Genomic DNA, 14,825 nt, shown 5'->3' with positions numbered 1-14,825 from the left:
TTCGTTCGTATTATTACACACGACCATGTATTTACAGCTTGGAGGATTCTAATGTTTAAGTTAAAAGAAAACAATTCTACAGCAAAAACAGAAATACTCGCCGGTTTTACAACTTTTTTAACAATGGCATACATTGTTGTTGTTAACCCAGTCATTCTTTCTGACGCTGGTGTCCCATTTGATCAAGTCTTTACTGCAACGATTATTGCAGCAGTTGTTGGTACACTTTGGATGGCCCTTTTTGCTAATTATCCAATTGCTATTGCTCCCGGTATGGGATTAAATGCTTATTTCGCCTATTCTGTTGTTGGTGGGGGCTTAGATTATGTAACAGCTTTTGCTGCCGTCTTCGTAGCCGGACTAATCTTTGTGATTTTATCTTTAACTGCTTTTCGTGAAAAATTAATTGAAGCCATTCCCGAAAACTTAAAAGCTGGAATTTCAGCTGGTATTGGTTTATTTATTGCATTTGTTGGACTGCGAATGTCCGGCATTATTACAAGTGATCCTAGCAATCTTGTTGCTCTAGGGGATTTAACAGCAACTTCGGCAATATTAACGCTAGTTGGTTTAGTCATCACACTCATTTTAATCGCACTAAATGTATCTGGAGCACTGTTTTTCGGCATGATTATAACAGGCTTAATCGCGTTCTTTACTGGGCAACTACAGTTTAGTGACGGGCTTACATCTTTACCTTCGCTTCCAGAAGGCATTTTAGTATTCAACCCCATTTCAGCTATTGGGGACGTCATCACTCATGGCCTTTATGCGGTTGTTTTCTCGTTTTTATTAGTAACAATATTTGATACAACCGGAACAATGATTGGTGTTGCCCAACAAGCTGGTTTAATGAAGGGGAATAAATTGCCACGTGCAAGACAGGCTTTATTATCTGATTCATTAGCCACATCTGTCGGTTCTATGTTCGGAACAAGCCCTACAACTGCTTTCATTGAATCTTCTAGTGGAGTTGCCGCCGGTGGACGAACCGGACTAACTTCTTTGACAGTAGGTATCCTTTTTATCGTTGCTGCATTCTTTAGTCCACTTGTCAGTGCGGTTTCAGGCATTGCTGCCATTACTTCGCCTGCACTCATAATTGTTGGTAGCTTAATGATGGGAAGCTTAGTTAAAGTTAAATGGGGTGAGTTTGATGAAGCTTTCCCAGCCTTTTTAATTATTTTGACGATGCCGCTCACTTCTAGTATTGCTACAGGTATTGCACTCGGGTTTATAACACATCCAATCTTAAAAATATTTAAAGGCAAAGGTAAACAAGTTCATCCACTCGTTTATATTTTCGCTGTATTATTTCTCATTCAATTGCTCTTTTTACCACATTAAAGTTGAATGATTAAAACATATATTAGCTAAATAAAAAATCCGAACACCTCACCAAATGCTAAAGCAATTTAAGCATCTGATTGATGAGTGTTCGGATTTTCTTTTTTACCAATATAGGATTGAATGAGTTAGACTTCTACCTCTTCAATTTTATTATGTGGGTTATTATAAACTTCTTGGTCGATATCTTTCGTAATTTTACTCGTTAATATACCCGAAGTCATAGAACCACTTACATTTACCGCTGTTCTTCCCATATCAATTAACGGTTCAATTGAAATCAATAAACCCGCAAGCGCGATAGGTAAATCTAAAGCTGAAAGGACGAGAATGGCTGCAAAAGTAGCTCCTCCACCTACTCCCGCAACGCCAAATGAGCTGATAACAACTATAACGATAACAGAAAGTAGAAAACTTGGTTGTAATGGATTAATCCCGACCGTAGGTGCAATCATAACAGCTAACATAGCCGGATAAATACCCGCACAACCATTTTGTCCAATCGAGAGACCAAATGAGCCAGCGAAATTGGCTATTCCATCTGACACCCCTAATGATTTTTGCGTCTTAATATTTAAAGGTAATGCCCCAGCACTTGTTCTTGACGTAAAGGCAAACGCAAGCACTGGAAAAGCTTTTCTTAAGTATTGTAGTGGACTTAATCCGACAAATAGTAATAATAACAAATGAATTAGCATCATAACCGCTAACGCTACATATGAAGCAATGACAAATTTTCCTAAATTATAGATTGCAGAGAAATCACTTAATGCAACTGTCTTTGTCATAATAGCTAGCACGCCATAAGGAGTTAATCTAAGGATTAGTGTAACCACACGCATAATAATGCTATAAAAGGCATCGACAATTTTTGCAAATACCTCTGCTTGCTCAGGTGTTTTTCTTCTTACGCCCAAGTAGGCAATACCTAAGATTGCTGCAAATATAACGACCGATATCGTTGAAGTCGCTCTCGCTCCTGTTAAGTCAAGAAAAGGGTTTGCAGGAAGTAACTCTAAAATTTGTTGAGGCAATGTTTGAGCTGCTAGTGATTGAGATGTTTCTTCCATTTGTGTCCCTCTACTGATTTCTGCATCTCCCTCTTCAATTTGGATGGCTTCTAAATTAAAGACAGTCGCCGAACCAATACCTACAATAGCAGCCAAAGCTGTAGTCCCAAGTAGTATTCCGATAATTAATACACTAATTTTACCAATATTACTTGAGAGGCTCAATCTTGTAAACGCTCCTAAAATGGAAATAAACACAAGTGGCATAACAATCATTTGTAAGAATTTAACATAACCCCCACCAACTAGTTGAAACCAATCTGTTGACCTTGCCAATACTTCTGAAGTTGGTCCATAAATCAGTTGCAATGCTAAACCAAACAATATACCTATTCCCAATGCCGTAAAGACTCTTTTAGAAAATGAAATATGTTTACGTTGCATAATAAATAATAAACTAATAAAACCAATCATTAATGCTAAGTTAATAATAAACCATACATTATCCATCATTACCCCTCCTAATATCTTACTTTTGCACAATTTCATATGATAATACGATTATTCCTATACGTCAAGTATGAATTCAGATTTAATTATCCTTTATGGTATATGCTTTTTTCATGAATATATACCAATCTATCTATTGGCCTTCTCTTATTTAACATTTTCAACTGTTTACATATTTTTTTATTCCCCTTTGAAAGGCAAAAAGCTGCAGCATCGCTTAAAATAAGCTAACGATGCTACAGCTAAAATCAAAACTCTTATTACTTATAAGCTTCTTACCTTCTCGCTGCAAGCTTTCATAGCAGTGAGAACAGATGAACGAAATCCTGTTTCTTCTAACTTGCTGACCGCATCAATAGTCGCACCTCCAGGGGTACAAACCTCATCTTTTAACACTCCAGGATGTTTACCAGATTCAAGCACCATCTTTGCTGCACCTAATACTGCCTGAGCACCTAGCTTATAAGCAGTGTCTCTTGGTATACCGTCCTTTACTGCTCCATCGGCCAGTGCTTCTATAAATAAAAACACATATGCAGGAGAAGAACCGCTAATTGCTGGAATGCCGTCCATTAATGACTCGTCAACTACTTCCACTTTCCCGATAGCAGAAAAGATGCGTATTACTTTATTTAATTTCTCTTCATTAATATACTGGTTGCTACTTAGCACACTCATTCCCTCACCAACCAGTGAAGGTGTATTTGGCATTGTACGTACTGCCATTACATTTCGCTCAAAGTACTCTTCGATATCATTTAGAGTAATGCCAGCAGCAATTGTTACGATAATGCTATGTTCATTTACTACTTCTTTTATTTCATCAATTACTTCCTTATGATCCTTAGGAGGAACCGCTAAAAAGATCACTTCGGCGTTTCTTGCCACTTCTTTATTGGAGTGGGTTGTATGAATCGCATACTTTGCTTCTACCTTATGTAGTGTTTCTTTCGTTCTTGCACTTGAAATAATTTCATGATGACTGACTAAACCGTTTTTTAATATACCTCCAATAATCGCTTGTGCCATTTTTCCACAACCGATAAACCCTATCTTTTTTTCCATTATTATCACTCACCTTTTCCATGCTCTGGTTCATTTTAACATGAACACAGCTGTATTCAAAAAAGTGTTTAATCTACTTCTTTAAGACAAACGTAGAACAAATGATACTATATTTGCTACAAGCTTACCTTATTCATTAGATGAACTTCATCAAAAAAAATAACCCAAAGCATCAATGCTTTGGGTTATTTTTTAATTAATTATCTTGAACATCTTTTCGATTCTTTTTAAACATTTTTGATAATACTTCATACACAATAGGAACAACAACTAGAGTTAATAAGGTCGAACTTGCAAGACCCCCGATAACTGTGATACCTAATCCTTTAGAGATTAAGCCTCCACCGCCTGAACCAAATAATAATGGAACCAGCGCACCCATTGTAGCAATAGCTGTCATTAGTATCGGACGAAGACGAGTGGCACCCGCTTCTAGAATAGCGTCTCTCATCGTCATACCGTTTCTTTCCATATGAATAATCCGGTCAACCAATACAATAGCGTTCGTAACAACGATACCGATTAACATGAGTAGACCCATCATAACCGTAACAGAGATTGTTTCCCCTGCAATGTATAATCCGACAAATGAGCCAATTACTGCAAACGGTAGTGAGAACAGAATGGCAAACGGTGCAACACCCTCACCAAATGTAACAACTAAGATGAAATATACAATCGCAATAGCGGCAAGCATTGCTAAACCTAATTGCGTAAACGTTTCATTCATATCTGCAGTTACACCAGCAACATCAAGAGTTACCCCTTGTGCCAAGTCTAAATCATCGATACCTTTATCCAGCTCACTCGTAACTTTGGATAAATTATCTGAAGTTACTGTTGCAGAAACTGTTGCATAGTACTCACCTTTACTACGAGACAATGTATTTAATGTTGTTCCTTCTTCTACATTAACAAGCTCAGATAATGGCATTTCTTGGCCTGTCGCAGTCGGAACCTCTGTATCTAATAACTCATCAATTGATTTCGCAGGCTCAGCAGCTTCAGTTTGAATAATGACATCTATTTCATTACCATCACTTTGAACAGTTGTCAGCACTTCACTATTACCTTTATCGTTTAACGCCATAACGATTTGACCTGTCGTTAAGCCATACTGCATGACATCTGCTTGCTCAACTTTTAAGATATGTTCTACATAAGCGTCTTCTGCCGTAGATGAAATATCATCTAAGTTATCAGTATCATGCATGACATCTTCCACTTGTGTCACGGCATCATTTAGTTTATCTAAATTCTCACTATACAATGTATAGCTTACTTCACTAGTATTCGCACCCATTGAAGAAAAGTCCTGAGATTTCCACTCACCAGATTGTTCTATATTAAATACATATTCTTCAATTTCTTCTCTTACCTCTGGGAAGTTCTTCATATCTGGATCAAAAATTAGATACATAAGAGCCCCACTAGCGCCCCCACCCATCATCATAGCAGCAGGATCTACATTGTCTGGGTCATTAATGGACAATTGTAGTATATCAATATCATCGCGTTTTAATAACTCTTCTTCTACTTCAGAAATATTCTCTTCTGTTATATCCATCTTTTCGCCGGTTTCAGGTGTATATGTTAAATACATTACCTTCTCTTCTTCACTTCCAAGGAAGCTAAAACCGATTAATGGAGTCAATGCTAATGATCCAGCTAATAAAAGAATAGCGATAGCTGACGTAATAATTTTATGGTTTAACGCTTTACTTAGAATGCCTTTATACCATAAAGCAAGTTTACCTACTTCTTTATGATTGCTCTCCTCTTTCTTACCGTAAAGTTTTTTCTTGAATAAGAAATGAGATAGGGCTGGGACAATTGTAATCGCAACAATTAATGAAGCACCCAATGCAAATGTCATCGTTAAAGCAAACGGAACAAATAGCTCACCAACCATTCCACCTACGAAAATTAACGGCGCAAAAACGGCCACAGTTACTAATGTAGATGAAAGAATCGGCTTAAACATTTCAATAGTCGCTTCCCTTACTAAAGCACGACCATTTAATTTTTCCTCTTTCAAATGTAAGCGACGATAAATATTTTCAACAACAACAATCGAGTCATCGATTACACGACCAATTGCTACTGTAACCGCTCCAAGAGTCATAATATTTAACGTAATATCCAACCAATTAAGGACTAAAAATGCCATAAAAATCGACACCGGAATGGAAACAATGGATATAATCGTTGACTTAAAGTCTCTTAAAAAGAGTAGAATAATTAATACAGCAATTAAACCACCAAAAAGTGCTTTTTCGACCATTGTGCTAACAGACTTTTCAATCGGTTCACCCTGGTCTAAAGAAATATCAATGGCAAGGCCATCATACTTTTCTGTTTCTTCTTCAACATAGTCTTTTACACGATTAACTACATCTACTGTGTTATCCTGTTGTCCTTTTACAATTTGGATCGCAATCGCATTTTCTCCATTTGTACGAGAAACAGACTCTACTTTACCTACTTGTTCAATTTGAGCAAGTTCACTTAGCTCAACAAACGGTTGTGGGTGGTCGGCAGTTGGCGTTACTGGGATCATCATTTCTTTCAACTCATCAACAGTTGTTACTTTCCCATCTACCGAAACAGCTTCTTCAGCTTCTTCAAAATCAAATAGCCCTAAAGATAATGCCATATCACTTGCTTGAATCAGTTCTTTTACATCATCTTGGTTCAATTCAAACTTGGCTAGCTCTTCTTCATCCCAAGTAAATTCAACTTGTTCAATATGTTGACCAGTCATTGTTGCAGATGCTACTCCTTCAATCTTTTCAATATCAGGCAAGATCACATCTTCAACTAATTCAGTCAGTCCAACTATATCTTCTTCTGTACTACTAATTGAAAGTGCAACTACTGGCATCATATTCATGCTGATAGATGTCACAGTCGGCTCTTCCACATCTTCAGGAAGATTTAGATTAGCAATCGCTCTTTCTAGTTCAACCTTTTTATCATCCATATCAACGCCATATTTATATTCTACTTGAATACTTCCTACATTCGCACTTGAATTAGAATAAACAGCATTGACATCATCTAGCCCTTCAACTGCCTGTTCAATTGGCACTGAAACCTCTTCCATCACTTGCTCAGGTGTGGCACCAGGATAAACACCATTTACCATTAAAAATGGAATAGAGATATCCGGGATTGTTTCAGTTTTCATCTGTGTAGTTGAGTAAACACCTGAAACTGTAATAATTATGGTTAATAACCACACAGCGAGCTTATTCTTTAAAACGAAATTGACTATGCCCTTCACATTGACACCTCTTTTTTTATTAATTCGATTTTCCTTTACCCGATAACCATTATGTATATAGTAGAAATCAGCGTAAATGAAGTCTTACATATAGGAATACTCACTATCATACCCAAAAAAAATCGTTACTGGTTCTATAGAATCTATTTTGTTTGTTTTCTTGACGCCAATCTCGGGTATCCTATAGAATATGACTAGTGGGTCACATCACCAATAAATATAACTGACCGGTCAGTCAAGTGTCAATTATATTATTGTGAAGTTTTTGTTAACACGGAGATTCTTCTTCGGTTAAGGAGTTGTTACAGATGAAAGAAAAAGAAAAAATAATTATTGAAGCTGCGATTAAATTGTTCGCTAAAAAAGGATATACTGCCACATCTGTACAAGATATCGCCACTGATAGCGGCATTTCCAAAGGTGCGTTTTATTTATATTTTAAATCAAAAGAAAAATTGTTAGAGTCCTTATTAATATATTATTTTGATCAATTAACTGAAGAAATCATGCAGTGGGACAATAAGAACCTCACAGCCAGAGAAAAATTCAAGGCACAAATCAATACAACCATTGATATGTTAATCCAACATAAGGATTTTATTATTACTCAAACAAGAGAACAAACCATACCTATTAATGAATCAATTAAAGAATTATTATTCACAAAGCAAATTGAAATGAATGAATTTTACCGCAAAAGTTTATCTTCTATATATGGAGAAGAAATGACTCCTTATTTATGGGATTTATCTCAACTCCTTGATGGTCTTTTTCATTCATACGTAAAAATATTAATCATTGACAAAGAAATATTTAAGCCTGAGCATGTGACTGATTATTTATTAAATAGAATGGACTCTTTAGCAGAAGGTCTAAAAAAAGAAGAACCTTTGATCACTGAAGCTAAGATGAACCGTTTCCTGCATAATTTTAATATATGTTTACCAAATACTAGTCCATCGACTACCATCGCAGATATTAGAAAACAAATACAAGCATGCGACGATAAGGAAACATTAGAGGTCTCCCTCGATATGATAGAAGAAGAAACCCAAAGGGAATATCCCAGACTTCCAGTCATTAAAGGAATGATTACAAACTTTAATCAATATCCTGATTTAAAGAAGCAATTGAATGATTTATTACAAATATAGAATGAGAGAAATTTGTCGATAAAAAGACCAACCTTTTTACTGGACATTTTCACTTTTAACGTTTATTTTACTATAAACAGGTAATATAAAGAGATATAGTGTAAATGAAGTAGAAGACTTCTGTACTTATAATTTATAAGAATGGATGGTGGAGAATATGGCAAATAACAAAGTTACGAATATCAGAAAGAATGAAAAGAAAGATGTAAGTATCGGAACAAGCGTGTCTTTAAATGGTCTCGTTACAGCAGTCTTTGATAATATGGTTCACGTACAGATCGGAGCCAAAATTGTCACTGTCAATATAAAGGATTTATATTCAGAAATCAATCAAACGTTACTTCCAAACCAATCAGTAAAAACACCATCGCAATCCGTCTAAAAACTGGTGAGAAATCTTATTAAAGATTATATTTCCTAGGATAGTTAGTCTATAAATAAGGGCTAGTTATCCTTTTTTATTTAGATAATCAACGATACATTTATGAAATAAAACAGTTCGTTGTTGATGATTTAAAGGTTTACAGAAAAATTTTTCCTTCATCCTTTGCTTATTAACACTAGTTATTTTCATTTTTTAACGGTATGGCCTTTCCACATAAGAATATTCATTCTATTATTTTATTTACTTTGATGAATACTGAGATACTGCTTTTCTTCATTTTAGGTAAGCAGGACTTCAAAAAGAACCCTACAAATATTCATATCCTTCGCAAATATGATTTCTTTCACTGCTTAGTTATTGTTATTGACTAATGTTAACAGAGCCATAAAAATACTTACCTTGTTCAACGAACGATTCCTCAAGTTGAACAAGGTAAGTAAATTTGACCATGATACTGATACTTGAAATTGTCTAGTTTTATCAATAGAATTATAAGGATTTATCATCCACTACTTTAATGGATTTTTTTCATTTCTTTTAATCTTGTAGCATCACCTAATATTTGAATTAAGGATGCATCTTCTATAAGTAAATCCCCCTCTATTTCTACTACCCATGTATCATTAGCAATCATCTTCATAATTTCTGCTCCTTCAGGTAATTGCTGTAAGGCAGAGCGTCCATATGCAATCCAACTCGTTTTCGCACTACGCTGTTGATCAAGGGTGGACTCTTCATTAAAAGTATACTCCTGATCCTTTTCTGATAAATGAATCAAATCTTCTATAATTGCACTTGCTGTTGGATACATACCTGCACCTGGCCCCTGCAAACTAATACTCCCGACAATATCCGCCTCGATATGGATAGCATTTTGCACACCTTCCACCTGATATAAAGGATGGTTACTTTCAACTAACACTGGCCGAACAGCACATTTTACTTGAGAATGAGCGTATTCAATAGTTGCCACGTGCTTGTATCTAAGACCTAATTCATTAAAGAAAGTAATATCTGATTTAGCAATACTCGCAATCCCGTTTCTTTCAATCTGCTCGCTTTTTGGTTTCTCTCCATAAATCAACTCACTTAAGATAGCAGCTTTATAATACGCATCAAAGCCTTCAACATCATTCGTCGGATCCGCTTCCGCATAACCTAATTTTTGCGCTAGCGCCAGAGCATTATCAAATGATAATTGCTCTTCTCTCATTTTAGTTAATATAAAATTAGATGTACCATTCAATATGCCTTCAACCTTCGTTACTTTATTAGCATTTAGTAGTTTTTTTAAAGTTTGAATAATAGGAATACCGCCTGCTACAGTAGCCTCGTAGCCGACTGAGACATGATATTTTTTTGCTAATTCTCTTAAGATATTACTTTTTTCTGCAAACATCTCTTTATTTGCCGTAATTACGTGGCGACCTTTTTCAATCGCACTTTGTAAATAAGTTGCAGCCGGTTCAATACCAACAATTGCATCAATTACTACATCAATATTCTCCAATTGTTGGATTTTTTCATATTGGTTTGTCAACATAACTGACTGATCGGGGGCAGTATGCTTCTTAATGTCCCTCACTAGAATAGCAACAACCTTTACTTCTTCACTTAATAACTTTTGTAAACGCCCTTGATGCTGTTGAATTGTACGGTAAACGCCTTTACCAACAGTACCATAGCCAAGTAAAGCGATATTTATCGTCAAAACCCTTTACCTCCCATTACATCATATTACTGTAATTTTTTACTAAGTTTGGCAAGCTCTCTTGCCTTTAATTCTCTGCGCAATATTTTTCCACTGATTTTTGTTTTAGGTAGTTCTGTGACAATTTCCATTTCTCGTGGGGCAGAATGAGCAGCTAATCTTGTTTTTACAAACCTTCTAATCTCTTCAAGTAGTACATCACTGCCTGTAAATCCTTTTCTTAGGACAATAAAGGCTTTGACGATTTCTCCTCTTAATGCATCTGGTTTTCCAATGACTCCAGCTTCTGCTACAGCAGGATGTTCAATGAGCTTACTTTCAACCTCAAAAGGTCCGATTCTCTCCCCGGAAGAATTGATCATATCATCACTCCTACCTTGGAAGAATATATATCCATCTTCATCTTGAACAGCTAGATCTCCTGATACATACCAACCTTCAAAAGGAAAATATGACTGGTATTTCTCCTCATTCTTCCATACTTCTTTCATGATTCCTGGCCATGGTGCTTTAATTGCTAAGTGACCAATCGACCCTCTTGATTGTTCGACACCATCATCATCGAGGATAGCGATGCTTATACCAGGAAATGGTCGACCCATTGATCCGGGTTTAATTACTTCTGAAGGTAAATTGACAATTAATTGTGCCCCTGTTTCAGTCATCCACCATGTATCATGAATTCTTTTCCCTAACGTTTCTTGTCCCCAATAAATGACCTCAGGATTTAACGGCTCACCAACACTTAATAAATGTCTTAAGTTGGATAAATCATAATCATTTGGTAGGTCATTTCCTTCTGCCATTAACATTCTGTATGCTGTCGGTGCACTATACCATACAGATACTCCAGTTGTTTCTAATGTATGATACCAACCCTTTGCATCAAAGCGGCCACCATTAACAACAATTGTCGCTCTATTTAACCAAGGTGTGAAAATGCCATACACAGTTCCCGTAACCCAACCTGGATGTGCGGTACACCAATACACATCATCATCTTTTAAATCGAGTACCCATTTCCCTGTTTGATATTGATGAACCATCGCTCTATGAGCATGAATAATTCCTTTTGGCTTTCCTGTTGAACCGCTCGTATAGTGGATGTTTAAACCATGCTCGAGATCAACCCACGTCGTGATATCTTCTTCTTTTACTGTTTTCTCTAATTCTTTGATGAGTGAAATTTCTTTTTCACCTAATAATTGTACGTCATCAGCATCAGTAAGAAATATCTTCTCTAAACAAGGCAGTTCGTTCTTTGGTACCCTGTTAAGTAAGTCAGTATCCGTAATCAAAAATCTCCCATCACAATCAGAGATTCTATCTTTTACTGCTTCCTCCATAAATGCTTCAAAAAGAGGACCCGCAATTGCGCCGAGTTTAATGGTGGCAATCATTGTAAAATAACAATCGGGATGTTTAGGTAGAAAAATAAAAACGAAATCACCTTTTTTCACCCCTTGGTTTCTTAAAACGGTGGCGATATGATCCGTTTTTTCTTTAATCTCTGCGAATGTGTATGTCTCTTCATATGAACCATTCACATAATGCAACCCTATTTTGTTTCCATAACCGTCAACCACATGTTTATCAATACATTCATGAGCCATATTGACTAGACCTGATTGGCTCCAGCTAAACTGTTGTTTAACCTCATCCCATGAAATATTTTGACATGCCTCTTCATAGTTTGTTAAGTTGTAATCTCCTTCAATGGGGGCAAGCTGTTGCCGCTCTATCACTGTCATAATTCATTAGCTCCTTTATCTTTAGATTGCTTTCGAATGAGATAAATCTAATAATTGCAAAATCTCATCTTTTAGTGCAGCAAGATCTTTATCTCCTCTTGATCTTGGTTTTGATTTTTCAATTTTTATTTCTTGATATAATTCTCCCGGCTGTCCCCTAAGAATAATAATGCGATCGGCTAAATATAATGCTTCATCAATATCGTGCGTTACTAAGAGGATAGTTGATTGATAGGTTTGCCAGAGATTCAGTAATAAATCTTGTAATTGCATTTTTGTAAAAGCATCTAATGCACTAAACGGTTCATCTAAAAGTAATATTTCTGGTGAGGTAACGAGGGCTCTGGCAATGGCCACCCTTTGCGCCATCCCGCCAGATAAATCTTTCGGGTAATGGTTTTCAAACCCTTCTAGCCCAACGGCTTTAATATATTGCGCTATTTTACTTTGAACTTTTTTTTGTAGACCGAATCCGATATTGTCATAAACTTTTAACCAAGGCATCAATCTAGGTTCTTGGAAAATCATCCCGATTTTCTTATGAACATCATGGACAGTTTCGCCATCTATTACAACCTGGCCATCATATTGTTTATCCAAGCCGGATAATACACGTAAGAGCGTACTTTTACCGCAACCACTTGTTCCTAAGATTCCAATGACTTCACCTTTTTCTACCTTTAAGTCAATATTTTTGAATCCCGTTGTTCCATTTGAAAAAGTTCTAGACACTCGCTCAATTGATAACAATCTTGCCACCTCCTACTTCTTGACGATCGTATCTTGCCAATGCAATGTTTTTGTCTCTAACCCTTTTAAAATGGCATCTGTTATTTTTCCTAATATGGCAAATAAGACGATACTAGAAATAATTAATTCCGGTGCATAAGTGTTTTGGCCATAAACAAGCAAGTAGCCAATACCTGTAGAAGCTCCCATTAATTCAGCTGCAACAACAAACATCCAACCAAGTCCCAATCCGCTTCTCAGCCCTACTAAAAAAGATGGCAAAGCTGCTGGTAAGATAATCTTACAAATTAATTGCCATGAGCTAAAATGATAGATTTTCCCCACTTCAATTAGTTTACGGTCAATTCCTTGAATGCCTGAAACGATATTTAGATAAACTGGGAAGAAAACACCGACAGCGATTAAAACCACCTTGGAAGGTTCCCCAATTCCCATCCAAAGAATAAATAATGGCACCCATGCCAATGAAGGTATGGAACGAAAAGCTTGGATCAGGGGATCTAATAAACTTTCAACTGTTGAAAAGTAGCCAACAGCGGCGCCGATAATTAAAGCTGCAGCAGTGCCAAATAAGAAACCAAGCACAAGGCGATATAATGTAATGCTCGTATGTGTCCATAAACTTCCATCTGTCGTCATTGTCATAAGTGATTGCAAAATGATTGATGGAGCCGGGAGTAAATGAGGAGGGAACACACCGATCCGACTCAAGTACTCCCATGCAAGAATAAGTAAGATTGGCACGATACTTCCAAGTAATACCCTTTGAATACTAGGGTTAATTTTTCTATGCTTCTCCTTACCCTCATTTACTTTGGGGATCGCTATGACTTCCTTCATATTCATTCTCCTTTACCAACCCTATTGAATGACCTCTGTTGAGAAATCTGGGTTTATTAATTCATCAACCACTTTACCTACGTCATCACTCTTAATAATGCCTTCTTCTTTTAAAACCTCACCAGCAGCATTTAATGCTTCTATTTGCACTTCACCAGGTATTGGTTCATTAAAGTCATTTCTCTCTAATTCTTTTTTCGCTACCTCTAGGGTGATTTGTGCTTCTTCTGCCAGTATCTCTGCCGCTTCTTCAGGATTTTCTAATACCCATGTACGAGCTTTTTCATAAAGCTCAATTACTTTTTTCACTTGTTCAGGATACTTCTCAGCAAATTCGCTTCTCACATTTAATGTGCCATAAGTGTTAAAATCGATATTTCGATAAATAAATTCTGTGTCTGCTTCAAGTTCTAATTTAGCCATATGGGGATCTAAACCAGCCCAAGCGTCTACTTGCCCTGTTGTTAATGCCGTTCCACCGTCAGCATGTTGCAAGTTAACGATTTCAACATCCGCTGATGTTAATCCGGCTTCATTTAATGAGCGCAGTAAAAAGATATATGGATCTGTTCCAATCGTTGCTGCTACTTTCTTTCCCTTCAAGTCTTCAACTGATTTGATAGCTGATTCTTTCGGTGCAACTAATGCCGTCCATTCTGGTTTTGAGTATATATAGACTGATTCAATTGGAGCACCATTTGCTTTTGCAATTAATGCCGCTGCACCTGCAGTTGAGCCAAAATCAACACTGCTACTATTAAGAAACTCAAGTGCCTTATTACTTCCTTGACTGAGGACAAACTCAACATCAATATCATCTTCGGCAAACGCTTCTTCTGCCCAGCCGAATTTCTTTAAAACTACACTTGTTGGAGAATAATAGGCATAGTCTAAAACAATTTTTTCTGGTTTTCCTTCGTCATTACTATCATCAGTGCTTGCCTCACTATCTCCGCAAGCACTAATGAATCCAATTGATAAAACGACAATTAAAAATACGAACCATTTTTTCATCG

General features: G+C 36.6%; 11 protein-coding genes. 3 read left to right on the top strand and 8 right to left on the bottom strand.

Features of this window, described 5'->3' with window-relative positions:
- Positions 1-51 precede the first annotated feature (51 nt).
- A complete protein-coding gene (locus tag MKY26_RS01585) occupies positions 52-1,347 on the top strand; it encodes an NCS2 family permease (RefSeq protein WP_095369965.1) in 1,296 nt (431 codons plus the stop codon).
- Between the two features lie 128 nt (positions 1,348-1,475).
- On the opposite strand, the gene MKY26_RS01580 is transcribed toward MKY26_RS01585, so the two are convergent.
- From MKY26_RS01580 to MKY26_RS01570, 3 genes are all read right to left on the bottom strand, one after another.
- The gene (locus MKY26_RS01580) at positions 1,476-2,867 is read right to left on the bottom strand and encodes an L-cystine transporter (protein WP_307318291.1); all 1,392 of its coding nucleotides are present in this window, start codon (positions 2,865-2,867) and stop codon (positions 1,476-1,478) included.
- A 264-nt stretch (positions 2,868-3,131) separates the two neighbouring features.
- On the bottom strand, positions 3,132-3,932 hold the full coding sequence (gene proC, locus MKY26_RS01575) for a pyrroline-5-carboxylate reductase (protein WP_307318289.1): 801 nt from the start codon (positions 3,930-3,932) through the stop codon (positions 3,132-3,134).
- Positions 3,933-4,128: 196 nt separating this feature from the next.
- Complete coding sequence (locus MKY26_RS01570) at positions 4,129-7,218, bottom strand: efflux RND transporter permease subunit (RefSeq protein ID WP_307318288.1); 3,090 nt, start codon at positions 7,216-7,218, stop codon at positions 4,129-4,131.
- Positions 7,219-7,526: 308 nt separating this feature from the next.
- On the opposite strand from MKY26_RS01570, the gene MKY26_RS01565 reads away from it, so the two are divergent.
- Positions 7,527-8,372, top strand: a complete 846-nt coding sequence (locus tag MKY26_RS01565; protein WP_095369969.1) for a TetR/AcrR family transcriptional regulator — start codon at positions 7,527-7,529, stop codon at positions 8,370-8,372.
- 157 nt (positions 8,373-8,529) lie between these two features.
- On the top strand, positions 8,530-8,754 hold the full coding sequence (locus MKY26_RS01560; protein ID WP_095369970.1) for a hypothetical protein: 225 nt from the start codon (positions 8,530-8,532) through the stop codon (positions 8,752-8,754).
- Positions 8,755-9,271: 517 nt separating this feature from the next.
- Here MKY26_RS01560 and MKY26_RS01555 read toward each other — a convergent pair.
- Genes MKY26_RS01555 through MKY26_RS01535 form a run of 5 tightly spaced genes read right to left on the bottom strand, consistent with a single transcriptional unit; the run spans position 9,272 to position 14,823 of the window.
- Positions 9,272-10,468: a homoserine dehydrogenase gene (locus MKY26_RS01555; RefSeq protein ID WP_307318285.1), complete on the bottom strand. Its 1,197-nt coding sequence runs from the start codon at positions 10,466-10,468 to the stop codon at positions 9,272-9,274.
- 26 nt (positions 10,469-10,494) lie between these two features.
- On the bottom strand, positions 10,495-12,219 hold the full coding sequence (gene acsA / locus MKY26_RS01550; protein WP_341091882.1) for an acetate--CoA ligase: 1,725 nt from the start codon (positions 12,217-12,219) through the stop codon (positions 10,495-10,497).
- 21 nt (positions 12,220-12,240) lie between these two features.
- Positions 12,241-12,969 (bottom strand): ABC transporter ATP-binding protein, encoded by a 729-nt coding sequence (locus MKY26_RS01545; RefSeq protein WP_307318281.1) that lies wholly within the window; start codon positions 12,967-12,969, stop codon positions 12,241-12,243.
- Positions 12,970-12,981: 12 nt separating this feature from the next.
- Positions 12,982-13,809 (bottom strand): ABC transporter permease, encoded by an 828-nt coding sequence (locus tag MKY26_RS01540; RefSeq protein ID WP_233435275.1) that lies wholly within the window; start codon positions 13,807-13,809, stop codon positions 12,982-12,984.
- Positions 13,810-13,830: 21 nt separating this feature from the next.
- Positions 13,831-14,823 carry an aliphatic sulfonate ABC transporter substrate-binding protein gene (locus MKY26_RS01535; RefSeq protein ID WP_307318278.1) on the bottom strand — a complete coding sequence of 331 codons (993 nt, stop codon included), beginning with the start codon at positions 14,821-14,823 and terminating at the stop codon, positions 13,831-13,833.
- Positions 14,824-14,825: the final 2 nt, after the last annotated feature.

The sequence above is a fragment of the Cytobacillus sp. FSL R7-0680 genome (assembly GCF_038009245.1).
Classification (GTDB): Bacteria; Bacillota; Bacilli; order Bacillales; family Cytobacillaceae; genus Cytobacillus; species Cytobacillus kochii.
This window is presented reverse-complemented; position numbering and strand designations above follow the sequence as displayed.

What these genes read in the sequence shown, in the direction of transcription:
- MKY26_RS01585 (WP_095369965.1), top strand. Translation starts at nt 52, where the DNA reads ATGTTTAAGTTAAAAGAAAACAATTCTACAGCAAAAACAGAAATACTC.
- MKY26_RS01580 (WP_307318291.1), bottom strand. Translation starts at nt 2,867, where the DNA reads ATGGATAATGTATGGTTTATTATTAACTTAGCATTAATGATTGGTTTT.
- proC (WP_307318289.1), bottom strand. Translation starts at nt 3,932, where the DNA reads ATGGAAAAAAAGATAGGGTTTATCGGTTGTGGAAAAATGGCACAAGCG.
- MKY26_RS01565 (WP_095369969.1), top strand. Translation starts at nt 7,527, where the DNA reads ATGAAAGAAAAAGAAAAAATAATTATTGAAGCTGCGATTAAATTGTTC.
- MKY26_RS01560 (WP_095369970.1), top strand. Translation starts at nt 8,530, where the DNA reads ATGGCAAATAACAAAGTTACGAATATCAGAAAGAATGAAAAGAAAGAT.
- acsA (WP_341091882.1), bottom strand. Translation starts at nt 12,219, where the DNA reads ATGACAGTGATAGAGCGGCAACAGCTTGCCCCCATTGAAGGAGATTAC.
- MKY26_RS01540 (WP_233435275.1), bottom strand. Translation starts at nt 13,809, where the DNA reads ATGAAGGAAGTCATAGCGATCCCCAAAGTAAATGAGGGTAAGGAGAAG.
- MKY26_RS01535 (WP_307318278.1), bottom strand. Translation starts at nt 14,823, where the DNA reads ATGAAAAAATGGTTCGTATTTTTAATTGTCGTTTTATCAATTGGATTC.